The sequence below is a fragment of the Erythrobacter sp. genome, from assembly GCF_030066995.1.
Lineage (GTDB): Bacteria > Pseudomonadota > Alphaproteobacteria > Sphingomonadales > Sphingomonadaceae > Erythrobacter.
This window is the reverse complement of the sequence record NZ_JASJAP010000002.1, coordinates 247,085-271,328: the sequence shown is the minus strand read 5'-3', so window position 1 is coordinate 271,328 and position 24,244 is coordinate 247,085. Positions and strand designations below refer to the sequence as shown.

The following is a 24,244-nucleotide window of genomic DNA, read 5'->3' as shown; positions in this document are numbered from 1 at the left end:
GCGGGCGGGCGGTCGCCCTTGCGAACTCTGTCAAGTTCGAGGTGCCTCTCTCCGGCAGCACCATCTCCCCATCTGCCCCCCGCCCCCGGCCCTGCGCCTCGCCAACCGTGCAGTGATCGCCTAGGGTCTTGGGAGTGACGCGCTTTAACGACAACGCCATGGCCATCATCAATCGCGGGCGGCGCGCGTGATCAGCGTGCGTCAGCTCCTCGCGGTGCCCTTCGTTTTCGTGGGGCTGGGTCTCGCCCGGGCGGCGGTGATGACCATGCCGTTTCGGACCTATGCGTCGGTCTTGGGGCGCGACACTCAGGATCACGCATCCGGCGAGATAGAGCCTCGAGCCGGTCGGAGAGCGCGGCGCATCGGGCGTCTGATCGAACAGATCGCCCAGCGCACTCCGTGGCGATCCAATTGCCTTGCACAGGCGTTGGTCGCGGCGGTGATTCTGCGCGCGCTTGGTATTCGGTACGTGGTGCATTTCGGTGTTTCCAACAGCGTAGGGTCGCTCGCGTCCATCGAAGCGCATTCCTGGGTAATGGCGGGCGATTACCCCGTCACAGGATACCGCGAATCGCAGGGGATGACCTGCGTAAGCTCGTTTCGAAACGGGCCATGAGCGGCTGACACCATCACGGACCACCGCAAAACTGCGATGCCCCCGCATAGTCCATTATCCGAGCTTTAACCCGCCATCGGATAGCAAGAGCCCTTGAGCGGTAAGGATCAATTGCCGGCTCGCCAGGCCAGACTAGGGCGCTCGCTCGAAGCGCTTGTGCCCGGCGCGCCGACGAAGACACGATGAGCATGGAAGACGCATCCCTTTCACCAAAGGAGGCCGCCGAGAGCGTGGCTGTGCCTGACGACGCGCTCGCTGCGATCGGAGCCGAAGCCGAAGCCGACGCCGAGCAGCGCGTCGAGACGCGCTTCACCTTGCTGATCCGCGCGGCCAAGCTTGTGACCAACCACGGTGAATTCGTCTGCGTCATTCGCGATGTGTCAGCCTCCGGTATCAGCGTGCGGCTCTTTCACGCCCTGCCCAAAGGCGGAACGGTCGAATTGCATATGCCTGGCGGAGGATCCTACACGGTTGAGCCCGTGTGGGAGCGCGAGAACGAGGTGGGCTTCTCTTTTGCGGAGAATGTCGAGGTTCAGCGCCTGATCACCGAAGCGGGCGAATATCCCAAGCGCGGCTTGCGCCTCAATGTGTGTTTCCCGATCCGCATCACGACGCTCAAGCAGCGGTGCGAAGCGATGGTCGTCAATCTTTCGCAACAAGGCGCGCGGTTCGAATGCGACGACCTGTTCGCGATCGACCAGAACCTGCGCATCGAAAGCGGCGAGCCGGTCCGCGAATTCTCCGAGGTGCGCGCGAAGGTCCGATGGCGGCGCGAGAGTGAGTATGGCGTCGTGTTTGACGACACCTTTACCCTGGGGGATTTTGCGCGTCTTGTCGCGCGGCTGCAGTCGCCCGGATTGCTGAACGAATGAAAGCGCCGCGCCGCCGCCCGAGGTCTTGCCTGGGGCGGGGCGCGCCTGTTCAAGGTTGCGCGGTCATTAAAGGGGGCTGTTTACGGCCCGCTAACCAATTTCCTTCATGCCTCATCCCAACCCGTTCGCGCACGCCGCGAGCGGCCAGACGCGCACTGTATTGCACTTGGGGGCATTGATGATCGAAAACACGCCTCGGCCGGGAATTCTTGACGTAGACGTAGCCATTATCGGCGCCGGACCGGCTGGACTGACCGCCGGCTATTTGCTGACCAAGCAGGGCAAATCGGTCGCAATCATAGAGAAAGACGCAACCTATGTCGGCGGCATCAGCCGCACGGTTGAGCACCAAGGCTATCGTTTCGACATTGGCGGGCATCGCTTCTTTTCGAAGTCTCAACAGGTTGTGGACCTGTGGAACGAAATCCTGCCGGACGACTTCATCCAGCGCCCGCGCATGAGCCGCATCTATTACGAGGGCAAGTTCTACAGCTATCCGCTGCGCGCGTTCGAAGCGCTGTCGAACCTCGGCATACTTCGCTCGACCGCCTGCATGGCGAGCTATCTGCGCTACAAGCTGTTCCCGATCAAGGATGTGAAAAGCTTTGAGGACTGGACCACCAACCAGTTCGGCAAGAAGCTCTATTCGATCTTCTTCAAGACCTACACCGAGAAGGTGTGGGGCATGCCATGCGACGAGATGAGCGCAGACTGGGCGGCGCAGCGTATCAAGGGCCTGTCGCTCTGGGGCGCGGTCACCGATGGCCTGAAGCGCAGCCTTGGCCTCAACAAGAAGCCCAATGACGGGCAGGCTGTGAAGACCCTGCTTGAAACCTTCCGCTACCCGCGCCTCGGGCCGGGCATGATGTGGGACGCGGCCCGCGACAAGATCCTTGCGACCGGAAAAGGGACGGTCCTGATGGGCCACGCGCTCGACCGGCTCGCCGCGATCGGGCCGAATGATGAGGGCTACAACTGGTCGATGACGGCCAAAGGTGCGAACGGGACGGTGCAGATCCGCGCCAAGGACGCGATCAGCTCGGCGCCGATGCGCGAGCTGGCGAAGCGCATTCATCCGCTGCCGCAAAGCTCGCTCGAAGCCAGCAAATTGCGCTATCGCGACTTCCTGACCGTTGCTCTCATGGTCAAATCCGAGGACCTGTTCCCCGACAACTGGATCTACATCCACGATGAACGCGTGCAGGTCGGCCGCGTGCAGAACTTCCGCAGCTGGTCGCCCGAAATGGTGCCTGACGAGGACATGGCTTGCGTGGGCCTTGAGTACTTTTGTTTCGAGGGCGATGGTCTGTGGTCTTCAAGCGATGAAGAGCTTGTGGCCCAAGCCACGCGCGAGATGGAGATCCTCGGGCTCTGCGATCCCGGACAAGTCGTCAAAGGCGCGGTCGTGCGTCAGGAAAAGGCCTATCCGGTCTATGACGATGATTACGAAGCCAACGTCCAGGCGATGCGCGCGGAACTGGAAGAAAAGCACCCGAGCCTGCACCTTGTCGGTCGCAACGGGATGCATCGCTACAATAATCAGGACCACGCGATGATGACCGCGATGCTGACGGTCGAGAACATCCTCGCCGGCAAACGCGTCTATGACACGTGGTGCGTCAACGAGGACGCGGAGTATCACGAGGCGGGCGACGAGGGCGATGAGACCGCGATTGCAGCGCGTGAAATTGAAACCGGCGGCGACAACAAGCCGCTGAACCAGGATCAAGTGGCCGCGCTCACCAGCCTTCGCGGTGTGCCCGAGAGGATCAAGCCGGATGAGGCGGTCGAAGATGAAGCACGCAAGCGCGCCTGACACGGCGCGCCAATGGCGGCGCTAAGGCGCGCGCTGGGGGCGCAGACAAAGCTCCAGGGGAATGGGCTGAACAATGACTGAGGCACTCGTCTCGATACTGGCCAAGCTGCGCGACCTGCGGCTGATCCGCTACATCCTCGCCAGCGTTGGGGCGCTGGCGGTCGATGTGGGAAGCTTTCTTGCGTTCATGGGTCTTGGTGTCGCCGCCGCGCCCGCTTCGGCAATGGGCTATTCGCTCGGCATTCTGGCGCACTGGCTGATGTCGAGCCGCGCGGTCTTTCAGGACACGGTGGCCGAAGGGGGTCTTGCGCGTACGCGTCAAAAAGCGCTGTTCGTGATTTCCGCCCTGATCGGGCTTGCTCTCACCACGGCGATTGTCGGCCTGGGCGATTGGGCGGGCGGCGATCCGCGTCTTGCAAAGGGCGTTGCGATTATTGTCTCCTTCACCGCGACCTGGATCTTGCGCAGCAAGATCGTGTTCCGGTCCGATCCGTCAGCGAGGAGCGGCTAGGCTATGCTGGTCGAGCGCCGCCGATCCGCCTTTCCGCTCGAGTTCCTGATGCGCGTCGGGGCGGCGTGGGCTATCATCAGCGCGCTGCTCGTGGTGATCAATTGGGGCGCTATCTCCTCGATGCGCTTTCCCGATCCGGACGACACGATGCGCCTGATCCAGGTGCGCGACCTTTTGAATGGTCAGAGCTGGTTCGATGTTACCCAATACCGCGCCGACGCCCCCGGTGGTGGTGTGCCGATGCACTGGTCGCGGATTGTCGATGTCCCTCTGGCTCTGGTGATTTTGCTCCTGACGCCCGTTCTCGGCGGCGCGAACGCGGAGATTGCAGGGCTTGTGATCACGCCGCTGATCACGCTTGGCGTGGCCATGCTGCTCGCCGCACGGATCGCCTGGCGGTTGTTGGGCGATGAGGAGACCAACTTCACCGCGCTGATCATGGCGGTCTGCGTGCCCGTGCTCTTTCAACTCGGCCCGATGCGGATCGATCACCACGGCTGGCAGCTTGTTTGCGCGCTGGCCGCCATGAACGGGCTGATGGCGCGGTCCATGGTTGCGGGCGGACGCGTGGTCGGCGCAAGCCTGGCCACTTGGCTGACGATCTCGATCGAGGGGCTGCCGCTGGCCGCGGTCATCTTTGGCGTGCTCGCTTTGCGCTGGCTGCGCGATCCGAAGGAGAAGACGCTTCTGGTAAGCGCCATTCAGGCGCTGGCGGTCACATGCGCCGCGCTTTTTGCGCTCACACGCGGCTTTGATGACTTCGCGACCTATTGCGACGCGATCAGCCCGATCCATCTGGCGATGTTTGGCTGGGGCGCGGTCGTGCTGAGCGTTCTGGCCCGGCTCGAGGTAATGCCGATGGGCGCTCGGCTGGGGGGCTTTGCACTTGCAGCGGGCGGCGCGCTGGCGATGGTGCTCGTCTCCTCACCGCAATGCGCAACCGGTGGCGGTTTCAGCGAGCTCGACCCGCTGGTGCACGATTACTGGTACGTCAACGTCAGGGAAGGGATGCCGGTCTGGGCCCAGACGCTGACCGTGGCCTTGCAATACGCGGTGACGCCGCTGATCGGCCTTTACGCTGCGATCAATCTGGCCAGCCGCTCGAACGCCTGGCTGGGCCGGTTCTGGAGCGATTACGCGATGATCCTGGGTGGCAGTATCGTTATCGCGCTGTTGGTCGCGCGCGCCGGTGCGGTCGCCTGCCTTCTCGCGGCCCCGCCGCTCGCCTGGCAGCTCAACCTCTGGCTGCGCTCGATCCGGAAAATGGAGCGCCCGCTGCCGCGCGTCGGCGCGTTGCTGGCGGTGGCCTGCGCGCTATTGCCAACCCTGCCACTGTCGATGTCGGCGCTGGTACTGCCAGCGCGGGCGCAGATAGCAAGCGCGGCCACCGGCAATCTGAAGGTTTCCAATTGCCGGATCGAGGCGAACGCAGACATCCTGAACGCGCTGGAACCGGGCGAAGTTTTCACGCCGCTCGACATTGCTCCCACAGTGCTTCTGGTGAGCCATCATTCGGTGCAGGCGACCGGCCACCATCGCGGCAACGAAGCGATGCGCGAAGTGATTGATACCGTGTTGGGCTCCAGCGCAGCGGCGCGCGCGAAGCTGACAGAGCGCGGCAGCCAGTATCTCGCTGTGTGTCCGGACCTTATTGAGCCCAGCAATTACAAGGAATCCGCTCCCGATGGATTCATGGCGGATTTGCTGGATGGCCGCGAGCCCGATTGGCTGGAACCAATTGCGACCGCTGAAGGCACGTCCTTCAAGCTGTGGCGGATCAAGCCGGAATAAAGTCGAGCGCCAAGCCGTTAATGCAGTGCCGCTTGCCGGTCGGGCGCGGGCCATCGCCAAAGATATGCCCCAGATGCCCGCCGCAATCGGCGCAGTGCACTTCGGTGCGCGGGTAGCCGATCTTGTAATCGGTGCTGGTGCCCACCGCGCCCTTGTCGATCGCCTGCCAGAAGCTCGGCCAACCCGTACCGCTGTCGTATTTGTGCGCCGAGGAGTAGAGCTTGTTGCCGCACCCCGCGCACACGAAAGTGCCCTTGCGCTTTTCGGTGTTGAGCGGTGAGGTGTAAGCGCGCTCGGTCCCCGCATCGCGCAGGATGTAATACTCGCCTTTGGTCAGCTTGGCGCGCCATTCGGCTTCGGTCTTGGTGATCTTGAAATTCTTGGCCTGCGCCGGGCTTTCGCCGCAGCCGCCCAGAAACGGCACGGCAAACCCGGCAACAGCGGTGCCGAGGAAAAAGCGGCGTGAGCCCTTGGTGTAAGCCATGTCAAAACGTCCCGTATATCTCGGATCTTCACCCGGTAATACGGCGCAAACAGCCAAAAAGTTTCATCGGCAGCGCGTGCACGGCTGACCGGCGCCAGGCGCTAGAACTCGGTGATTTCGACTTCCAGCTTGCGGAAGCCGTGCACGAAGTTCGCGCGCACCCGCTCCACGTCACCGGCGACGTGCACGCGCATGCGGCGCTTGTGCATTTCCTCGAGCAAGACCCTTAGCTGAAGCTCGGCCAGACGCGCGCCGACGCAGCGGTGAATCCCATAACCAAACGCGATGTGGCGCTTGGCGTTCTCGCGCGTGATGTCGAGTTTGTGCGGGTCTTCGAACACGCTCTCCTCGCGGTTGGCGCCAAGGTACCACAGGACAACCTTGTCGCCGGCCTTGATGGTCTTCCCGAACACTTCGGTATCCTGTGTGCACGTCCGGCGCATATGCGCGAGCGGCGTCTGATAGCGCAGACACTCCTGCACCGCGTTCGGGATCAGCTCGGGGTGCTCCTCGAACAGCTTGCGCTGGTCCGGGAACTTGTCGAGCGAATGGATGATCCCGCTCATCGTGTTGCGAGTCGTGTCGTTCCCGCCAACGATCAGCAGCACCAGATTGCCCATGAATTCCTCAGGGCGCATCTGGTTCATCGCCTCGGAGTGGATCATCATGCTGATAAGGTCGTCGCCCGGCTCCTTGTCCTGCGTGCGCTCGACCCAGAGCGATTGGAAATAGGCCGCCATTTCATGCAGGAAGCCCCAGCGCATCTCGTCAAGCTCGCGCACGGTGGCAAGCTCGGTGTCGCCAGCCCAGTCCGACCAGAAGGTGAGCATGCGCCGATCTTCCCAGGGGAAGCCGAACAGGATGGCGAGCATGCCGGTGGTCAGTTCGATCGAGACCTTGTCGACCCAATCGAACACCTCGCCGCGGGGCAGCGTATCAAGCAGTTCGCCGGTGCGCTGGCGTATTTCGGGCTCCATGTCCTTCATCGCGCTCGGCGTGAATTTGGGCGCGACCGTGCGGCGTTGCCCTGTGTGCTGCGGGCGATCCATGGCGATGAACATCGGAAGCTCGCGGCGATCCACCCCGCTTTCGGCGATCTCCTCATCGCTCAGACGGTTGAGAATGGTGATCCCGCCATGCTCCCAGCTCGACGAGAAGACGTCCGGCAGCGCTTCGATATGCTGGATCGCTTTGTGGCCGACGACCGCCCAGTAGGGGCCAAAGGGGCTTTCATCGATGTAGTGCAGCGGCCCAGCCTGCTGCATTTCGGCAAAGATGGGCTGCCAGGTGTCTTCGTAATAGATGTCCGAACGGCTGACATCCCATTTGTGCGGATGCTCAAGCCGCTCTTCGGGATGCTGCGCATAGTGTTCCTTGAGCGCGGCGTAAGCGGTTGGCGATGTCCGCACTTCGGGGCGGGGCGGGGCAATAGTGGCCATGACTGCTCTCTCTCCTCGTTCGAGAGCGGTCCGATCGGCCTGTTTTTTCATGTCAGGCCTTGCCGTGCATACCCGCTCCCAAGCGCTATCCTGCCCTAACTGACACGCGTGTCAATAGTAAGTTGCGATTTGCGACTTATTCGGCCGGCTCAAGCGCCTGTTCGGCCGACCGGGTTGCGGGCTCCGCCGCCCGGCGACGCAAAAGCGGTTTCTTCGCGCGGCCCGCGCCGCCCGATTTCATCACCCGCTTGCGGAAAAGCAGCGATCCGCCTTTGACCAGCGCGATCACCGCGACCGCCTGCCAGGCGATTGCGAGCGCGTGAATCCACAAGGTCTCTTCGATCGCCGCGCGCGCCAGCATCGCAAAGGGCGAGGATAGCGGGAAGGTCACCGCAAACAGCTCCAGCGAAGAGCCGGTGTCCGCCACCGTCGCCATGGCGATGAAGAACACCATCAGCTGCATCATCGTGACCGGCATCGACATGGTCTGCACTTCGCGCACGCTGGAGGCCATGCCGCCAATGGTGAGGAACAGCGAACCCAGCAGCAGATACGCCATCGAGAAGTACACGATGCCAAGCCCCACAAAGACCGGCCAGCCCACCGCCGGGCCGGGCAGTTCGCGGTAATTGGTCTGCGTGACGGTGACGATTGCGTCCTCCGCGACCGTCCAGAACGCAAAGCCCAGCGTGCCCCACACTGCGATGCCGACAAAGCTCACACCCAGCATTGCAAACAGCTTGCCCATGAACACCGCGTCCATCGGCAAGGCGGCGGCCAGGATTTCGATGATCTTGTTGCCCTTCTCCTCCGCCAGGTTGGAAAGCACCATGCCGCCCAGCATGATCGTTAAGAGGAACAGCACCATTTGCGCGGCTTGCGCGGTGTGGATGCGGGTCTTGCGTTCGGAGGAGGCGCTGGAGGCGACGATGTCGGCGCTGGCGCTCGGGAACTGTGAGGGGGAAGCTTGCAAGGCGGTCGCAGCGGCGAGCTCTATCGCCCCGCTCCATCGGTCCACCTGTCGCTGAGTGCCGACGATCTGCGGCGCCTCCAGGGTGCCGGTTACGATCGCCGCGTAATTGCCGCGCCGCGAAGCCAGATAATCGCGTGCGTTGAAATCGGCGTTGCCCTCCGCGGCCTCGATCGGCTTGAGGTCCGGCATCGCGCGGCCCAGTTGCGGGCGCAAGGTTTCCGCAGCGCCCAGCAAGGCCGTCGAGTCCGAAACGCTCATCGCGACGCCCACGTCGACACTCACCGCCTGCTGGGAGGTCGATTTGCCAATGCTGCCGGCCAGCCCACCAACCAGGACCGGGAAAAGCGGCCCGATCAGGAAGAACAGGAACGCGCGGCTGAACAGCACCGCGCCAAAATCGCGCCGGGCGATGACCCAGGCGGCCTCAAGAAAGGACAATCGAGGATTGGTCGCAGGCGTGGTTTCCATGGTCTCGCTTCCGCTCATATCGGTCTGGCCCCGCTCAGCTTTGCGCGTCGGCTTCGAGCTGGCGCGCCGCCGCTTCGCCTGCAATCGCAACAAACGCGTCGTGCAATCCGGCGCGCTCGATGGAGAGCGACAGAATGCCCGCTTCGCCCTCGATCAGGCTTTTCAGCAGCGGCTCGACTCCGCTTTCGGGCAGGGAGAAATAGAAGAAATCGCCCTCGCGGCGCGTGTCCTCGGGCAGCGCGGCGGTCCAGCTCCCTTCGCGCGCGCGGGTTTCCAGCCGCACTTGCGCGGGGATGCGATCGCGCGCGGTCTCGACGCTCCCGGCATAGGGCACCTTGCCGCCCGCAATGATCGCCACGCCCTCGCACAGGCGCTCGGCGTGGTGGATGACATGGGTGGAAAAGATCACCGTAACGCCCTCTTCGGCAAGGCTGCGGATCATCCGCTCCAGCTTGCCCTGATTGATCGCGTCGAGGCCAGAGAACGGCTCATCGAGCACGACAAGGCGCGGGCGATGCACCAGCGTGCCGAGCAGCTGGACGGTCTGCGCCATACCCTTGGAAAGCTGGCGGATCGTGCGGTCCTTTGCGTGACCCAGATCGTGGCGCTCGAGCAGTTCGAGGCCGCGCTTACGTCCTTCGGCGAGCGGCAGGCCGCGCAGCGCGCCCATGAACGCAATCGCTTCGACCGCTTTCATCGCCGGATAGAGCCCGCGCTCTTCGGGCAGGTAGCCAATCAGGCGACCGATATCGTGCGGGCGGTCGTAGCCGAACACGCGGCGCACGCCTTCATCGGGATCGATGATGCCCAGAAGCATGCGCAAGGTCGTGGTCTTGCCCGCCCCATTGGGGCCAAGCACGCCGTAAATCGCGCCTTCGGGCACGATGATGTCCACCCCGTCGACCGCGCGCGTTCCGTCAAAGCTCTTGACCAAACCGCACGCTTCGATCGCGAGCGGGCGCGTGTCCTCATGAGCAACGGTTCGCACGGGTTCGCTCGCCCCTTTGCCTGAGCGCATGAGATCGCCTACTGCCATATCCATGGTTCCGCTGGTTAAGGCTCACCGCTAAACGGGAGTAACCCAAACATGGTTAATGAGCCGATTACCATGAATGTCAGCCAAGAAATCGGGGACCGGATCGTCGCCAAGGCGCGCGAGCTGGGCTTTGCCGCGTGTGGCTTTGCGAGCGCGGACGAGGATCCGCTGAGAACACAGCGGCTCGAGCAGTGGCTGGGCGAGGGGCACCACGCGGCGATGGAATGGATGGCGACCCGCGCGCACCAACGCCGCTCACCCAAGGCGCTGTGGCCCGAGTCGCAATCGGTTATCGCTCTGGGGATGAGCTACGCGCCGGGCCGCGATCCGATGGCTCTGGAGACCGTCGGCGACCGGGCGCGGGTATCGGTCTACGCGCAAGGGAAAGACTATCACGACGTCGTCAAGAAGCGCCTGAAAGCGCTCGCCCGATGGCTCACCGCGCGCGAACCCGCCGCCGAAGTCAAAGTCTTTGTAGACACCGCTCCGGTTATGGAGAAGCCTCTTGGAGAGGCTTCGGGGCTTGGTTGGCAAGGCAAGCACACCAATCTGGTGAGCCCAGATCACGGCAGCTGGCTGTTCTTGGGCGCGATCTACACCACGCTCGATCTCGCGCCTTCGCCATCCCATCGCGACCAGTGCGGAAGCTGCCGCGCCTGTCTCGACGCCTGCCCGACCGACGCCTTCCCACAGCCATATGTGATCGATGCGCGCCGCTGCATTTCCTATCTCACGATCGAGCACAAGGGACCGGTACCGCATGAATTTCGCGAAGCGCTGGGCAACCGCATCTACGGCTGCGATGATTGCCTGGCCGTGTGTCCGTGGAACAAGTTTGCCGAGCAAGCGCACGCCGCGCGCGAATTTCTCGCCCGCGCCGAACTGGTCGCCCCGCGCCTCGACGAGCTGCTCGCGCTCGATGACACGGGGTTTCGCGCCCTGTTTTCCGGCTCTCCGATCAAGCGGATCGGACGCAACCGGTTTGTGCGCAATTGCCTCTATGCGGCCGGCAACAGCGGGGATTGCGCCCTGATCGGGCCGGTCGATGCCTTGCTGGACGACCCCGATCCTGTGGTAGCCGAGGCCGCCGCGTGGGCGCGAGGCCGGTTGGCGGCCTAGCCGCTCTTGAACTCGTTGTCGTGTTCGCCCGGAAGCGGGGCGTTACCCAAGGGCCCTTGTTCCCAGTCGCTGAAGCGGTTGGGATCGCGCATCTGGTACAGCGCGCCTTCGCTTGGATGCTCGCCGCGCTCGAAAAAGCCGGTTTCGCGCAGATGCGCGTCCTCGATCACATTGTCGAGATCGGTCACCGGCATGGCAGGAATGTTGGCCTCGCGCAGGATCTCAAGGCATTCGGCCGTGGTCCTGGCCTTTGTCAGCGCCGCCATCCGGGCGTAGAGTTCGGGACCGGACGACAGGATCGCGCGGATATCCTGCCAGCGTTCCTCCACCGCAAAATCGGGATCGCCCAGCAGACCGATCACCGCCGGGAAGTGCTGGGGGACATAGGGCACGATGCTGATCCAGCCGTCTTTCGTCTCAAACGGTTGGCGGTCGGGATCGACCTGGCGTCCATAGCCCGCCGTCCCGTTGGGCGGATCGAAGGTCATCGCATCCAGGTGCTCTTTCAGCATGAAGCTGGTGAACGCTTCGAACATCGGAACCTCCACAAGCTGCCCCCGGCCCGTGCGCAGGCGATGCACGATGGCCGCCAGCGTCGCGTGCGCGGCGTGAAGCCCGGCGACCTTGTCGGCGATCAGCGAGGGCAGATAGCGCGGGCGCGAATGGCCATCGGCGCGCGGCAGCAGGGTGGTCGCCCCGCTCGCCGCCTGGATCACGTCGTCATAGGCTTGCAGACCGCTATAGGGTCCGCCCGAGCCAAAGCCGACGCAGTGAACATAGATGATCTCGGGCGCGATCGCCTTCACCGCTGCGTAGCCAAAACCGAGTCGATCGATCGCGGTTTCGCGCACGTTATGAATGAAGACATCCGCCCCGCGCAGCTGTTCGCGCAGGATGTCGGCGTCGGCGCTGTCCTTCAGGTTCAGCACAAGCGATTTCTTGCCGCGGTTGAGCGCGAGAAAGCTGGGCGCCATGCCCGGCGTTTTCGAAGGCTTCGCGCTGTAGCGATAGACATCGCCGCCCGGTGCCTCGATCTTGATGACCTGCGCGCCGAGGTCTACGAGGATTTGCGTCGCGTAGGGGCCGAAGACAACGCTGGTCATGTCGACCACCCTCACGCCTTTCAGCATCGGCTGTCCGTCGCCCGCGATCACGGCTCCAGCGCTCCTAGATCAGCTCTTTGAGCGGCACATCCGGGTCGGCCAGCAGAGCGGGGTCGATTTTGTCGGGCTGACTTTCAAGCAGCTTTCGCCCCTGCACGTAATCCTTCATCGTCCCCACGCAGTCGAAGGCAATCGGGCGGCCTTCCTTCAAGTAGACCACCGTAAACTTGCGGGTTTGGGGATCGCCGCGCGTGATCGCCCGATCGTAGCCGAGGTTCAGCCCGGCGGTCTGGAGCTTGAGGTCGTACTGGTTCGACCAGAACCATGGCAGCGCGTTGTACGGCTCTTTCTCGCCCATGATCGCGCGCGCGACCGTGTTGGCCATGTCGTGGGCGTTCTGAACCGATTCGAGGCGAATCACGGCGTTTTCGGCGTAGGTGTTGGCGTGCGCAGCGCAGTCGCCAATCGCGTAGATGTCATCGAGCGACGTGCGGCAGCAGAAATCTACATCGACCCCGTTTGCGCCTGCGGCCCCTGCGGCGATCAGCGGAGCGATAGCGGGCACGATCCCGATCCCGACAATCACCATGTCGCATTCGATTTCATCTCCGCTTTCGAGCGCAACCCCGGTGACGGCTCCGTCGGCTCCAAGGATCGCGCTGACGCCGCTCGACAGGCGGATATCGACGCCCTGTGCGCGGTGCTCGGCCTCGTAGAAGCGCGAAAGGGTTTCACCGGCAACGCGGGCGAGCACACGGTCCTGCGCTTCGACAAGCGTGACCTCGCAATCGAGCTTGCGCAGCACCGCTGCGGCTTCGAGGCCGATATAGCCGCCCCCGATAACCACGGCGCGCCGCGCGCCCGCTTCGAGCGCGGCCATCATGGCGTCCGCGTCGGTCTTGTCGCGGACATAGTAAACGCCTTTGAGGTTGGCCCCCGGCGTCGAAAGCCGCCGCGGATCGCCGCCCGCCGACCAGATCAGCTTGCGATAGGTCAGGGTGCCCCCATCGCTAAGCGACACGGCGTGGGCGGCGGGGTCGATCGCAGTGACCGCCGCGCCGAGACGCAGGTCGACGCCTTTGTCCTCCCAGAAAGCTTCTGGCCGGATCAGGATGCGCTCGAACGGTTTGTCGCCCGCGAGATATTCCTTGGAAAGCGGTGGGCGCTCATAGGGCGGGGCGCGGTCGCGTCCGATCATCACGATGCGCCCTTCGTGGCCTCTCTGGCGCAGGGCGATGGCGGCCTGCGCGCCGCCGTGACCGGTCCCGACTATGACGATATCCGCGCTCTCGCTCGATGCGCTCATGATAAAGTGTTTCTCCCGACCCTTTTGTGACGCTGAGGTCGCGCGTAATCGCGCCGTCGTCAACCGTGCTATTGCGCGACGGGTTGACGGGTCTAACGCTCCAGCAGGTTGCGCGCCTGGCTGGCGACCTGGGCCAGCACGGCGGGCGCGATCGGTTGCTGGGTCTGCGCGCGCGCGATCAGCTTGCGGAATTGCCCGACGCCGGCTTCGTTGCGCGTGGCCCATTCGGCGACGGCGTCGAGCGGGTGCTCGCGGTTGCCTCCCTGCCTCACCAGCCGCTCAAGAAAATCGAGCCGCATCTGCTGGAAGTCGCGCGCCAGACCGCTGACGAGGTGCCGCTCCCAGACATCCGAGGGGGACATATAGGCCGCCGTCCCCTGCGCCCAGTCGAGCCCAAGGCGCGCGCCGATTTCGGTGAACGCCTGCGTGACACGGGTCGGGGCAAGGCCGGTCGACAGCGCCAGCTTGGAAAGGCCGATCGCGCCGTCGAGATCGAACAGGTTGACGACCCGCTCGGCCATCGCATCGGGCGCGCCTTTGGCGATCAGACTGCGGTGGAGCGCGTTTGCGCGTTCGCGGGTCTCCTGCGCGATAAGCTCGCCGCGCGCCTTGGTCAGCTCCTCGACACCGGGGCGCAGATCCCCGATCAGATGCGCCAGATTGACCCGGCTCGCCGACGTGCGCAAAACATCGGACATGAGGTTGCCGACCGCGCCCGCGACCCGGTCGAACAGCGCAAGGCGCGCCGCTTCGGGCATGGGTTCGACATCGAGCGCGCGCCAGATCGTCTTCAGGTCGAACAGACGCTCGACCACCACGAAGGCGGCAGCCACATCGGCGAGGCCTGCGCCTTCCTCTTCGGCGAGCTCGAAGGCGTGGACCAGCCCCAGACGATTGACGATGCGGTTGGAGAGATCGGTCGCGGTCAATTCGCGGCGCAGCTGGTGGCTGACAATATGCGGCAGGAAACGCTTTTGCATCGGCGCCGGGAACATTGCGACCAGATTGCTCTCCAGCTCCGCGGCGTCGGGCAGGCCACTCGCTTCGATCGCGTCCTGCAAGGCAAGCTTGGCCGAGGACAGCAGCACCGCGAGTTCGGGCCTCGTGAGCCCCTGGCCCTCGGCGGCGCGGCGGGTGAAGGTCTCGGCATCCGCGAGCCCTTCGGTCGCGCGGTCCAGTTCTCCCAGCTCTTCGAGCCGTTCGATCAGGCGCACATGGCTGGCCGTCGCGTCCGCCCCGCCCGCCTCGGCAATCGACAGCGCGAGCGCCTGCAAGCGGTTGTCCTCCAGCACGATCTCGGCCACCTCGCCCGTCATCTCTTCGAGCAGCGTGTTGCGCGCCTGGGTCGAGATTTCGCCGGCCCGGCCCGCCGAAGCGAGCGCGATCTTGATGTTGACCTCGTTGTCCGAGCAATCGACGCCCGCCGAATTGTCGATGAAGTCGGTGTTGATCCGGCCTCCCTTCAGCGCGAAGGCGATGCGTCCCGCCTGTGTCGCGCCCAGGTTCGCGCCTTCGCCCACAACCTTCGCGCCGACGTCGCGCGCGTCCACTCTCAGAGCGTCATTCGCCGGGTCGCCAACATCGGCGTTACTCTCATGCGCGGCCTTGATGTAGGTGCCGATACCGCCGAACCACAGCAGGTCGACATGCGCCTTCAGGATCGCGGCGATCAGCGCGTCGGGCTCCGCCTGAGCGTCCTCAAGCCCCAGCATTTCCTGCGCTTGCGGGGACAGATCGATCTGTTTTGCGCTGCGTGGATACACCCCGCCGCCCTTGGAGATGAGAGCGGTGTCGTAATCCTCCCAGCTCGACCGCGGCAGATCGAACAGGCGCTTTCGCTCCGCCCAGCTTTGCGCAGGGTCGGGATCGGGATCGAGGAAGATATGGCGGTGGTCGAACGCGGCCACCAGCTTGATCGCCTTGGACAAGAGCATACCGTTGCCGAACACGTCGCCCGACATATCGCCGCATCCCGCCACGCGCACGGGATCGGCCTGAACGTCGATCCCCATCTCGAGGAAATGGCGTTGCACGCTGACCCACGCGCCGCGCGCGGTGATGCCCATCGCCTTGTGATCGTAGCCGTTCGAACCGCCGCTCGCAAAAGCGTCGTCGAGCCAGAAATCTCGCGACTGCGCGATGCTGTTGGCAACGTCCGAGAAGCGCGCTGTGCCTTTATCCGCCGCGACGACGAAATAGGGGTCTTCGCCATCGAGCACGCGCACCGCTTCCGGGTGCACGACCGCGCCATCGACGATATTGTCGGTGATCGACAGGAGCGTGCGGATGAAAACCTCGTAGCTGGCCTGGCCTTCGGCGGCCCAGGCGTCGCGGTCGAGCGCGGGGTTGGGGAGCTGTTTTGGATAGAACCCGCCCTTCGCGCCGGTCGGCACGATCACCGCGTTCTTGACCTTTTGCGCCTTCATGAGGCCAAGGATTTCGGTGCGAAAGTCATCGCGTCGATCCGACCAGCGCAGCCCCCCGCGCGCCACGGGTCCGGCGCGCAGGTGAATGCCCTCGACCCGGCGCGAATAGACGAAGATCTCGCGCCAGGGCACGGGTTTGGGAAGGCTGGGCATCCGGGCGGAATCGATCTTGAACGCGAGCGCTTCGCGCGCGGCGGGCGCAAAGGCGTTGGTGCGAAGACACGCGTCGATCACCGCGCGATAGAGCCGCAGCAACCGATCATCGTTGATCGCCGATACCTGGGTGAGCCCGGCCCTGAAGGCCACCTCCGCGCGCCGCACCGCCGCCTCGCGGTCTTCGGCAAAGGCGGGGTCGTGCCGGGCGATGAACAGATCGATCATGGCGCGCGTCACGCGCGGCGCGCGCGCCAGGGCATCGACCACGGTGAAGATCGTGAAACCCATCCCCGTCTGGCGCAGATAGCGAAAGATTGCGCGCAGCCATTCGGTCTCGCGTGCGCTTAGAGCGGTGTCGATCACCAGCCGGTTGAATGGGTCGTCCTCGGCCGCGCCGTTCAGCACCGCGGCTATCGCGGTCTCGATTTCATCGGCGCGCTCCAGCATCGCCGCGATCCTCGCGCCGGGCTGGGCCTGAAGCGTGAAATCGTGGATCGTGCCCAGCGCGCCTTCGGCGAGCTGCGTCGTCATCTGTGTGAGCACGCGAAAGCCGAAATTCTCAAGCGCGGGCACCGCGTCGGACAGCGCGAACTGACCCCTGGTGTGGTAGATCTTCAGCCGCAGCGCGTCCGCCTCGTCCCCGGTAAGCCGATAGAGGCGCGCATCGCGCGTATCCGCTGTGCGCCCCGCGCGCGCCGCCAGAGCGCGCAGGCGGGTGATGTCTCGCGCGGCTTCCTGGGCGCCGAAATGGCTGCGGTAGCTGGGGGGAAAGGCGTTGGCGTAGCGCAGGGCAATCGGGATGGCGCGCGCGCCCTCCTCGGTGTCGCTCAGTGCGTTTTCGACCGCCTCGCCCCAGCCACGCAGCAGGTCTTCAAGCTTGCGTTCGATCGGGCCCGCGAGCGGGGTGCGCTCCACCTGCCGGGCGTCGAACAGGAATTCGATCATGGCGAGCGCGCCGCCTTCGACCTCCAGACTCCAGTCGAGCAGCTTTGCGCCGGGTATCTCAAGCAGAATGTCCTGAATCTCCAGCCGCACGCCGGTCGACATCTGTTCGCGCGGGAGCCAGACGAAGGCGTAAAGGTGCCGCTCAAGCGGAGAATTGATGAGAATAAGGCGCGGGCGTGGGCGATCGACCAGGCTCATCATCGCGGTGGTGAGCCGCTTGGTGTCGGGCACGCTGAAGGCGACCAGCACATCGTGCGGAAGCGTGGTGAACGCGTGGATCAGCGCCTTGCCGGTGTGGCTGGCGGGGGCGAAGCCGAAATCCTCGCTGATCTGCGCCAGTCTTTTGCGCAGGATCGGCACATCCTGAGGGCGCGTTGCCAGTCCGGCGCTGGTCCATACGCCCGCGTGCACGGAGAGAGCGTTCACACCGCCTTCCTCGTCGCGGTGCGGGACGATGAACAGGTCGAGCGCGGTGCGGCGGTGCACGTTCGAAAGCCGGTTGGCCTTGAGGATCAGCAAGGTGCGCGGCTGGCCGTTGGCATCGGTTCTCTCGAACCATTCAAAAGCGCGCACATACGAGGCTGCGGTGAGAAGTTCGCGCGCGCTTTCGCGGCAGATCCCGCAGGCGTCGGTGAGTTCTCCCTTGCGCGAGCGCGTGACGTGGCCGAGCTGGGTAAGCATCCCGGCATTGAGCCAGCGCAGCAGCTCGGCTTCTTCCTGAGCGTGAGGACCCGTGGCCGCATCGAGCGCGGCCGCGTCGGCCTCCATCAGCGCCTGCATCGCGCTCCAGTCGGTGACGGCGGCGCGCACGTCGCGCAAGGTCTCGTCCAACTGCCGGACCAGTTCGCGGCGCTCGCGCGCATCGGTGCGCGGCGTCTCGAAGTAGATCATCGATTCGCGCGCGTCGCGCTCGCCACCAACCGCGACCAGCTGGCCCTTCGGGTCGCGCTCGACCGGCACCAACGGGTGCACGAGCGCGTCGATCGACAGCCCCGCCGCCGTGATCGTAGCCGCAAGCGAATCGACGAGGAACGGCATGTCATCGTTGATCACAGCGATGCGCAGGCGACGGCGGCCGGTCGTGGTCGTCTCGACCAGCGTGGCCGCGTGACCCGGTTCGCGGACGTGTCCCGCAGACGCAAGAAATTCGGCGGTTTCAGCCAGTGTCGCGTCATCGGGCGGGGTTTCGCCGGGCAGGATCGAGGCGCGGATATGGTCTATCAAGGCGTCGCGCAACGCCGCTTCGGAGGACGCGGTGAGCGTGGGGGCATTCGACACGGCGGCTCTCCCGATGCTGTGTGCCGTTGAGAAGGGGGCTGGAATTTTGTTACGCCGGCTTGTTCTATCCGGTCCCAATTACAGCCGGAGCGCCTTGGAAGGCAAGCCGGATCGTCAGCCGTATCATTACAGGGGTGGGCGGTCTTCAGGCCGTAACCCGTGCGCTCATCGCATCGAGCGTCAGCTCAAGAGTCGCGATGCGCGCCTCGGGAGCGTAGGTGGAACCGCACAACAGGATTTCATCCGCGCGGGTGCGCTCGACAAAGGCCTCGATCCACGCGCGCACCTCTTGCGGCGTTCCCACCGCGCCCGCTTGCCCGACATGGGCTAGCATGGCGCGCGCGGGCGCGGGAAGGGTCTCGACATAGCCGGCAACAGGCGGCTGCAGGCGACCCGGACGGCCGCTGCGCAGCGCGACGAAGGCTTGTTGCTGGCTCGAGGCGATGAGCTCGGCATCCTCGCTCGTCTCGGCGGCGAAGACGTTCATCGCGACCATCACATACGGCTGGGCGAGCGCCTCGGACGGCTCAAACTGGCGGCGATAGACCTCCAGCGCCGCATCAAGGCGATCGGGCGCGAAATGGGCGGCGAAGGCGTAAGGCAGCCCGAGCTTCGCGGCGAGCTGCGCGCCGAACAGGCTGGAGCCGAGCATCCACATCTGCACCTTCGCGCCAAAACCGGGCGTCGCCTTGATCGGCAGATCGACATCGCCGGTCAGCAGCGCGCGCAGTTCGACGACATCGTTGGGGAAGTATTCGCTGGCCTGCGCGAGGTTCTTGCGCAGCGCGCGTTGCAGCTCGGGGCCCGCGCCCGGCGCGCGGCCAAGTCCGAGGTCCACGCGGTCCGGAAACAGCGCATCGAGCGTGCCGAATTGCTCGGCAATCTGGAATGGCGTGTGGTTGGGCAGCATGATGCCGCCCGCGCCGATGCGGATGCGGTTTGTCGCGTTGCCGATATGCGCGAGCACCACCGAGGTCGCGCCGCCTGCGATGCCCTCCATCGCATGGTGTTCGGCGACCCAGAAACGGGTGCAGCCCAGCTCTTCGGCCTTCCGGGCGAGCGCGACGCTGGCGGCGAAGGCCTCGGCGAGCGTGCCGCCTTCGCGCACGGGGACGAGATCGAGGACAGAAAACGCGGTCATGGATTGGCTCCCTCTTGCACCGCAGACGGGGCCGGGCCGATTTGCGCGAGATAATCCCGTGCCTTTTGCGCGGCCAGCGAATCCGGCTGGACGTCGATCACCGACTGCCAGCTTGCGCGCGCGGCGTCGTCGCGTCCGGCGAGTATCGCGATTACCCCGGCTTCGAGCCCGACCTCGCTCTCCTGGGGGCTGAGCGCGGCCGCCTTCTCGATCGCCGCTTGCGCTTCGTCCAGTCGGTCGAGCCGCCGAAGGAGAGTGGCCTTGAGCAGCCAGCCCTCGCTGTCTTCGGGCGCGAGCGTGGTCGCGGTTTCGAGCGGGGCGAGCGCCTCTTCCGGTCGCTCCAGCGCCACCAGCGCGCGGGCGGTGTCGAGCGCGGCGATGACTTGCAGCGAGGCGGAGGCGGCGCTTGTCGCGTCGGCCTGCGCGATGTCGAGAAGCGTGAGAGCGCCCGCCGCGTCTCCCCCGCCCAGCGCGGCGTTCCCGGCCATCGCCCCGAAGCGCGCGCGGGCGCGCAATTGGTCGGCGGGCGTCTCATCGCGCGCGGCGACAAACGCGGCCCGCGCATCTTCCCACAGGCCAAGCTCGGTCGCGGCGAGGCCAAGGCAGTGATTGGCGATGACCCGCTCCTCGCCCAGCGCATCGATCAGCTTGATCTGCGCCAGCGAATGCGCGCGCGAGGCGTCGCTCTCCAATTGCGTCAGGCATTGCCCCAGCCAGCGCGCGTTGGGATCGCTCAGCGTCACCGGCCTGGATTTGTCGACCGGGCGCGGCGGGCGGTTCACCAGTTCATCGGGCGCGCCCAGCGGGGCGGGGCGGGTCGGATCGAGGCCGACCTGCAAGAGCATGAGGGGAAGGAGGATGGCGAGGCCGCTCATTCAGTTCTCGTAAAACTCGCTCACGACGCGCTTCAAAAGGGCGATATCGCCCTCGCGCGAGAGCCGGTGATCGCCGTCCCATAGCAGCGTGACCTGTACATCGTCTGTATCCAGCGCCTCGGCCAGCGCCACGCTGATCTCCCACGGCACGTCGGCGTCCTGGCGCCCGTGGAGCAGGCGCACCGGGCAATCGAGCGCGATCGGTGCGGCGAGCATCAGCTGGTCCTGGGCGTCCGCGAAAAAGCCGGGGTAAGTGGGCGTGGGCTCGGGGCCGTAGGGATTGTCCTCGTAGACGGTCTCGCCCGCGGCCAGCGTGGCGCGTTGCTCCTCGGAATAACCCCAGGTGGTGAAATCGGGCGCGGGCGCGATGCCGATAATCCCGGCGAGCGGGTGCGAGTCGCTGCCGCGCAATTCCTCGGCGACGAGCAGCATCAGCCACCCGCCCATGGAAGAGCCAACAAGGAGCACCGGGCCTTGTACACAGGCTTCGATCAGAGCGAGAACCTCTTCGCGCCAGCGGCTGAGCGTGCCCTGGGCAAAGGCCCCCGAACTTCTCCCGCAGCCCGAATAGTCGAGCAGCAGGCACGCGCGGCCCACTTCCTGCGCGGCGGCGAACACAGCCGTCGCCTTGCCGCCGTCCATATCCGACATATAGCCCGGCAGGAAAACCAGCGTGGGCCCCTCGCCCGCGACGAAGCGGTGGGCGATTTTCCGGCCATCGGGCATGGTGTGAAAAAGAACGTCGCTCATGATGGAGGGGTCATGCCCGCTCAGGCGAGGGATTGGCAAGACGTGTCACAGCGATGCCATGATCTCCGGTTAGCCCCCTTCGCCATGTTCAAGACCGACAGCGCGGCCCAAACGGCCACTCAACCCGCCAACCCATCCACCAATGTTACGCGTCGCGGCGTGTTCGGCCTTGCCGGCGCGACCGCCGCGCTCGCGGCCAGTCCGGCGGCCGCGCGCGGATTTGGCACCGGGTTCACGCACAGTGTTGCAAGCGGAGAGCCGCAGGCGACCAGAGTTCTGCTGTGGACCCGCTTTGTCGGCGAGGCGGACACCCAGCTCGAATGGCAGGTTTCGGCCAGCGAGGACTTCGCCCGCCCCGTCTCCGAAGGCCTCGCAACAGCGAGCCCCAGCCGCGACTGGTGCGCGAAGGCCATCGCTAACGGGTTGGAGCCCGGTCGCTGGTACTTCTACCGCTTCATCGCGCCCGACGGCACCAGCTCTCCGGTGGGCCGCACGCGCACGCTGCCCCTGGGGCCTACGGGGAAGTTTCGCATGGCGGTCTTCTCCTGCTCCAATTACGGCTTTGGCTGGTTCAACGCCTACGCCCACGCAGCCCAAGCCAACGATTGCGATCTCGCCGTGCACCTTGGCGATTACATTTACGAATACGGGGGCGCCACCTATCCCTCGCCCGGGCAGAAGCATCCCGACCGCGATCTTGAGCCGCAGCACGAGATCATCACGCTCGCCGACTATCGCCTGCGCTACGCGACCTATCGCGCCGATCCCGACTTGCAGCGCATCCACCAGGTGCTGCCGATGATCAGCGTGTGGGACGATCACGAAAGCGCCAACGACAGCTGGAAAGAGGGCGCGCAAAACCACCAGCCGGAAACCGAAGGCAGCTGGGAGGCGCGCAAGGCCATCGCCAAGCGGGTTTACCGCGAATGGATGCCGATCTCGGATGAGCCCTACGCCGCCTACGATATCGGCGATCTCGCCACGCTGTTCCGGATCGACACGCGGCTGGAAGGGCGCGAGGAGCAATTCAGCCTCGAAAAGCTGTTTGCGGGCAAGCAAACGCCCGAGGCCATGATTGCCTCGCTGACCGCGTTTCGCGATGGCGACTACGCCGATCCCGAGCGTCAGCTGCTGGGCGCTGCGCAGGAGCAATGGCTGTTCGATGGGCTTGCCGCGTCGAGCACACGCGGCGCGACGTGGCAGGTGCTGGTCCAGCAGGTGCTGATCGGCAAGGTTTCCTCTCCGACATCGATGATGGACCTGCTGGGCGAGAACGTGCCCGATTTCGCCAAACGCCGTTTCACCGCCGCCGCGATGGCGAGCAAAGCGGGCCTGCCGCAGAACATGGACGCCTGGGACGGCTATCCCGCCGCGCGCGAGCGGCTGTTCAAAGCCAGCCTCGAAGCCGATGCCAACCTTGTCGTGCTCGCGGGCGACACGCACAATGCGTGGAATTTCGATCTCGCGCAGGATGGAGCCGCGGTCGGCGTCGAGTTCGCCACCTGTTCGGTCAGTTCGCCCGGTTTCGAAAGCTACCTGTCGATGGTCCCGCCTCCCACCATTGCGGGCGCGCTGGTCGAAGAGAACGACGAATTGCTGTGGGCCGACACCTCTCAGCGCGGCTATATGGTGGTCGAACTGACCCCGACGACGGCGACCAGCGAATGGCGCTTTGTGGCCGGCATCAAGGAGCGCTCGACAAAGCTGGCCGGCACCAAGCGCGCGAGCGTCGCGGCGGGGGCGAAGCGCCAAGGGGCCTGAGGTAAGGGGCTGAGGCAAGGGGCTGAGGCAAGGGACGACCTGAGCGCGGATGCGGGCTGTCGGCTTGCAACCCTCGATCACACACATCGGGTTTCGCTGAGACTGCGGCTGACGCCGCTCGACCCTCCCGGTTTCCGTCAGCCCGGATCTGGTGTAAATATCGAGCGTGATGGAGCTTACGAGCGAGATTGAAAAATTCGTTGCCGATCAGCGCCTTGGCTTTTTGGCCACAGTGTGTCCGGACGGCACCCCGAACCTGTCCCCCAAAGGTCTGACATTCGTTCTCAATGAACGGCAGATCGTGATTGGCGAAATCCGCTCTCCCGGCACTGTCTCTAACTTGTTGCATCAACCCGTCGCCGAATTGAATGTGGTTGATCACTTCTCTCGCAAGGGCTTCCGGTTCAAGGGCGAATGCGTTGTTCTTGCCGAAGGGAAAATGTTCGAACAATTGGTCGAGTTCTTGCGGTCCAAAGGAGCCGTGTCAGACATCAATTCGGTGATCGTGATGGACGTTAGCTCGTCGATGCCGTTGGTCTCCCCTGCATACGATCAGGGCCTCTCTGAGCTGGAGGTGCGATCGCAATGGAAGGATCATTACAGTCAGACCTAGCGTGAAGGCTTTGGGAAAGAGCGCCGGAGCCACGGCGCGTTGCCCGACCTCTCGGCCATTGCTCGACCATCCGCTTCTCACCCCCTAAATCGCCTGCTCCCGAGCGCGAGCGGAGGCCGCGTGAACGCGGGTTTACGGTGTGAAATCTCAACCCATATCGCGGCTGAAGATCGCCTCGATCGGCAGCTCGAACACCTCTGCAATGCTGAAGGCGAGCGGCAGCGAGGGGTCGTAGCGGCCTTTCTCTATCGCGTTGACACTCTGGCGCGAAACGCCGAGGCGATCGGCGAGATCCTGCTGCGACCACTCGCGCTCGGCGCGCAGGACCTTTAGTCTGTTCTTCACTCGCGTTGCCCCCAGTGGCCCTCGGTCACGCGGTTGAACACAGCGCCAAGCCCAAGCCCCACAAACCAGAAGAAGGCCGCGCCAAACCCGCCATTTCCGGGCGGGAGAACCTCGTAGTTTTGCAGCCACTGCCACACCGTCACGACGGCAAGGCAAAAGCCGGTGGCGAACAGGCACTGACGCACAAACAGAAAGCGGATGTATTCGTCGGTCTCCTCGACCAGCAGCCGCATCACCGCCCAGAACACGCCGATGACAGGCAGAGCCGGAACGACGGCGAGCGCAAAGGCGAGCGGGCCTTCGGGCTGGATCGTACGGAACGTCCAGCCAACGCCGAACACCGCGATCATGTAGAGGGCCATCAGGACGGCCAAGCGTTTGAGGTAGCGCCCGGTTGCAGCGGAGGCCGGGTTCGGCATG

The 24,244-nt window shown here is 64.8% G+C and carries 20 protein-coding genes; 8 read left to right on the top strand and 12 right to left on the bottom strand.

Going from position 1 to position 24,244, the window contains the following annotated elements:
* The first annotated feature begins 187 nt into the window (after positions 1-187).
* The 5 genes from QNI87_RS07475 to QNI87_RS07455 all read left to right on the top strand — a co-directional run bounded on the left by QNI87_RS07475 (position 188) and on the right by QNI87_RS07455 (position 5,606).
* Positions 188-616 carry a lasso peptide biosynthesis B2 protein gene (locus QNI87_RS07475; protein WP_300595555.1) on the top strand — a complete coding sequence of 143 codons (429 nt, stop codon included), beginning with the start codon at positions 188-190 and terminating at the stop codon, positions 614-616.
* A 188-nt stretch (positions 617-804) separates the two neighbouring features.
* Positions 805-1,488, top strand: a complete 684-nt coding sequence (locus QNI87_RS07470) for a PilZ domain-containing protein (protein ID WP_300595554.1) — start codon at positions 805-807, stop codon at positions 1,486-1,488.
* A 178-nt stretch (positions 1,489-1,666) separates the two neighbouring features.
* Positions 1,667-3,304 (top strand): NAD(P)/FAD-dependent oxidoreductase, encoded by a 1,638-nt coding sequence (locus tag QNI87_RS07465; RefSeq protein WP_300595553.1) that lies wholly within the window; start codon positions 1,667-1,669, stop codon positions 3,302-3,304.
* A gap of 73 nt (positions 3,305-3,377) precedes the next feature.
* A complete protein-coding gene (locus QNI87_RS07460) occupies positions 3,378-3,815 on the top strand; it encodes a GtrA family protein (protein WP_300595552.1) in 438 nt (145 codons plus the stop codon).
* Between the two features lie 3 nt (positions 3,816-3,818).
* On the top strand, positions 3,819-5,606 hold the full coding sequence (locus QNI87_RS07455; RefSeq protein ID WP_300595551.1) for a hypothetical protein: 1,788 nt from the start codon (positions 3,819-3,821) through the stop codon (positions 5,604-5,606).
* Here the strand turns inward: QNI87_RS07455 and msrB are convergent.
* The 4 genes from msrB to QNI87_RS07435 all read right to left on the bottom strand — a co-directional run bounded on the left by msrB (position 5,593) and on the right by QNI87_RS07435 (position 9,988).
* Positions 5,593-6,090 carry a peptide-methionine (R)-S-oxide reductase MsrB gene (msrB, locus tag QNI87_RS07450; protein WP_300595550.1) on the bottom strand — a complete coding sequence of 166 codons (498 nt, stop codon included), beginning with the start codon at positions 6,088-6,090 and terminating at the stop codon, positions 5,593-5,595. The two genes, QNI87_RS07455 and msrB, sit on opposite strands and share 14 nt — an antisense overlap.
* Before the next feature lie 101 nt (positions 6,091-6,191).
* On the bottom strand, positions 6,192-7,529 hold the full coding sequence (locus tag QNI87_RS07445; protein WP_300595549.1) for a cytochrome P450: 1,338 nt from the start codon (positions 7,527-7,529) through the stop codon (positions 6,192-6,194).
* A gap of 136 nt (positions 7,530-7,665) precedes the next feature.
* The gene (locus tag QNI87_RS07440; protein ID WP_300595548.1) at positions 7,666-8,970 is read right to left on the bottom strand and encodes an ABC transporter permease; all 1,305 of its coding nucleotides are present in this window, start codon (positions 8,968-8,970) and stop codon (positions 7,666-7,668) included.
* A gap of 34 nt (positions 8,971-9,004) precedes the next feature.
* Entirely contained in the window at positions 9,005-9,988 is a 984-nt protein-coding gene (locus QNI87_RS07435) for an ATP-binding cassette domain-containing protein (protein ID WP_300595771.1), read from the bottom strand.
* 90 nt (positions 9,989-10,078) lie between these two features.
* On the opposite strand from QNI87_RS07435, the gene queG reads away from it, so the two are divergent.
* On the top strand, positions 10,079-11,125 hold the full coding sequence (gene queG / locus QNI87_RS07430; RefSeq protein WP_300595547.1) for a tRNA epoxyqueuosine(34) reductase QueG: 1,047 nt from the start codon (positions 10,079-10,081) through the stop codon (positions 11,123-11,125).
* Here queG and QNI87_RS07425 read toward each other — a convergent pair.
* The 6 genes from QNI87_RS07425 to QNI87_RS07400 all read right to left on the bottom strand — a co-directional run bounded on the left by QNI87_RS07425 (position 11,122) and on the right by QNI87_RS07400 (position 21,105).
* Positions 11,122-12,279, bottom strand: a complete 1,158-nt coding sequence (locus QNI87_RS07425; RefSeq protein WP_300595546.1) for a CoA transferase — start codon at positions 12,277-12,279, stop codon at positions 11,122-11,124. The two genes, queG and QNI87_RS07425, sit on opposite strands and share 4 nt — an antisense overlap.
* Positions 12,280-12,292: 13 nt before the next feature.
* On the bottom strand, positions 12,293-13,534 hold the full coding sequence (locus QNI87_RS07420) for an FAD-dependent oxidoreductase (RefSeq protein ID WP_300595545.1): 1,242 nt from the start codon (positions 13,532-13,534) through the stop codon (positions 12,293-12,295).
* A gap of 92 nt (positions 13,535-13,626) precedes the next feature.
* Complete coding sequence (locus QNI87_RS07415; RefSeq protein WP_300595544.1) at positions 13,627-18,339, bottom strand: NAD-glutamate dehydrogenase domain-containing protein; 4,713 nt, start codon at positions 18,337-18,339, stop codon at positions 13,627-13,629.
* 145 nt (positions 18,340-18,484) lie between these two features.
* Complete coding sequence (locus QNI87_RS07410) at positions 18,485-19,480, bottom strand: LLM class flavin-dependent oxidoreductase (protein ID WP_300595543.1); 996 nt, start codon at positions 19,478-19,480, stop codon at positions 18,485-18,487.
* Positions 19,477-20,355, bottom strand: a complete 879-nt coding sequence (locus QNI87_RS07405; protein WP_300595542.1) for a hypothetical protein — start codon at positions 20,353-20,355, stop codon at positions 19,477-19,479. The genes QNI87_RS07410 and QNI87_RS07405 overlap by 4 nt, the downstream gene beginning before the upstream one ends.
* On the bottom strand, positions 20,356-21,105 hold the full coding sequence (locus QNI87_RS07400) for an alpha/beta hydrolase (protein WP_300595541.1): 750 nt from the start codon (positions 21,103-21,105) through the stop codon (positions 20,356-20,358). It abuts the gene before it with no gap.
* 84 nt (positions 21,106-21,189) lie between these two features.
* On the opposite strand from QNI87_RS07400, the gene QNI87_RS07395 reads away from it, so the two are divergent.
* A complete protein-coding gene (locus QNI87_RS07395) occupies positions 21,190-22,866 on the top strand; it encodes an alkaline phosphatase D family protein (RefSeq protein WP_300595540.1) in 1,677 nt (558 codons plus the stop codon).
* Between the two features lie 169 nt (positions 22,867-23,035).
* Complete coding sequence (locus tag QNI87_RS07390) at positions 23,036-23,479, top strand: pyridoxamine 5'-phosphate oxidase family protein (RefSeq protein ID WP_300595539.1); 444 nt, start codon at positions 23,036-23,038, stop codon at positions 23,477-23,479.
* A 147-nt stretch (positions 23,480-23,626) separates the two neighbouring features.
* On the opposite strand, the gene QNI87_RS07385 is transcribed toward QNI87_RS07390, so the two are convergent.
* Both QNI87_RS07385 and QNI87_RS07380 read right to left on the bottom strand, forming a co-directional pair.
* Complete coding sequence (locus QNI87_RS07385) at positions 23,627-23,824, bottom strand: helix-turn-helix transcriptional regulator (protein ID WP_300595538.1); 198 nt, start codon at positions 23,822-23,824, stop codon at positions 23,627-23,629.
* Positions 23,821-24,243: a hypothetical protein gene (locus QNI87_RS07380; RefSeq protein ID WP_300595537.1), complete on the bottom strand. Its 423-nt coding sequence runs from the start codon at positions 24,241-24,243 to the stop codon at positions 23,821-23,823. The genes QNI87_RS07385 and QNI87_RS07380 overlap by 4 nt, the downstream gene beginning before the upstream one ends.
* Position 24,244 lies beyond the last annotated feature (1 nt).

What these genes read in the sequence shown, in the direction of transcription:
- queG (WP_300595547.1), top strand. Translation starts at nt 10,079, where the DNA reads ATGAATGTCAGCCAAGAAATCGGGGACCGGATCGTCGCCAAGGCGCGC.
- QNI87_RS07455 (WP_300595551.1), top strand. Translation starts at nt 3,819, where the DNA reads ATGCTGGTCGAGCGCCGCCGATCCGCCTTTCCGCTCGAGTTCCTGATG.
- QNI87_RS07405 (WP_300595542.1), bottom strand. Translation starts at nt 20,355, where the DNA reads ATGAGCGGCCTCGCCATCCTCCTTCCCCTCATGCTCTTGCAGGTCGGC.
- QNI87_RS07465 (WP_300595553.1), top strand. Translation starts at nt 1,667, where the DNA reads ATGATCGAAAACACGCCTCGGCCGGGAATTCTTGACGTAGACGTAGCC.
- QNI87_RS07420 (WP_300595545.1), bottom strand. Translation starts at nt 13,534, where the DNA reads ATGAGCGCATCGAGCGAGAGCGCGGATATCGTCATAGTCGGGACCGGT.
- msrB (WP_300595550.1), bottom strand. Translation starts at nt 6,090, where the DNA reads ATGGCTTACACCAAGGGCTCACGCCGCTTTTTCCTCGGCACCGCTGTT.
- QNI87_RS07410 (WP_300595543.1), bottom strand. Translation starts at nt 19,480, where the DNA reads ATGACCGCGTTTTCTGTCCTCGATCTCGTCCCCGTGCGCGAAGGCGGC.
- QNI87_RS07395 (WP_300595540.1), top strand. Translation starts at nt 21,190, where the DNA reads ATGTTCAAGACCGACAGCGCGGCCCAAACGGCCACTCAACCCGCCAAC.
- QNI87_RS07390 (WP_300595539.1), top strand. Translation starts at nt 23,036, where the DNA reads ATGGAGCTTACGAGCGAGATTGAAAAATTCGTTGCCGATCAGCGCCTT.
- QNI87_RS07380 (WP_300595537.1), bottom strand. Translation starts at nt 24,243, where the DNA reads ATGCCGAACCCGGCCTCCGCTGCAACCGGGCGCTACCTCAAACGCTTG.
- QNI87_RS07435 (WP_300595771.1), bottom strand. Translation starts at nt 9,988, where the DNA reads ATGCGCTCAGGCAAAGGGGCGAGCGAACCCGTGCGAACCGTTGCTCAT.
- QNI87_RS07445 (WP_300595549.1), bottom strand. Translation starts at nt 7,529, where the DNA reads ATGGCCACTATTGCCCCGCCCCGCCCCGAAGTGCGGACATCGCCAACC.
- QNI87_RS07400 (WP_300595541.1), bottom strand. Translation starts at nt 21,105, where the DNA reads ATGAGCGACGTTCTTTTTCACACCATGCCCGATGGCCGGAAAATCGCC.
- QNI87_RS07460 (WP_300595552.1), top strand. Translation starts at nt 3,378, where the DNA reads ATGACTGAGGCACTCGTCTCGATACTGGCCAAGCTGCGCGACCTGCGG.
- QNI87_RS07440 (WP_300595548.1), bottom strand. Translation starts at nt 8,970, where the DNA reads ATGGAAACCACGCCTGCGACCAATCCTCGATTGTCCTTTCTTGAGGCC.
- QNI87_RS07470 (WP_300595554.1), top strand. Translation starts at nt 805, where the DNA reads ATGGAAGACGCATCCCTTTCACCAAAGGAGGCCGCCGAGAGCGTGGCT.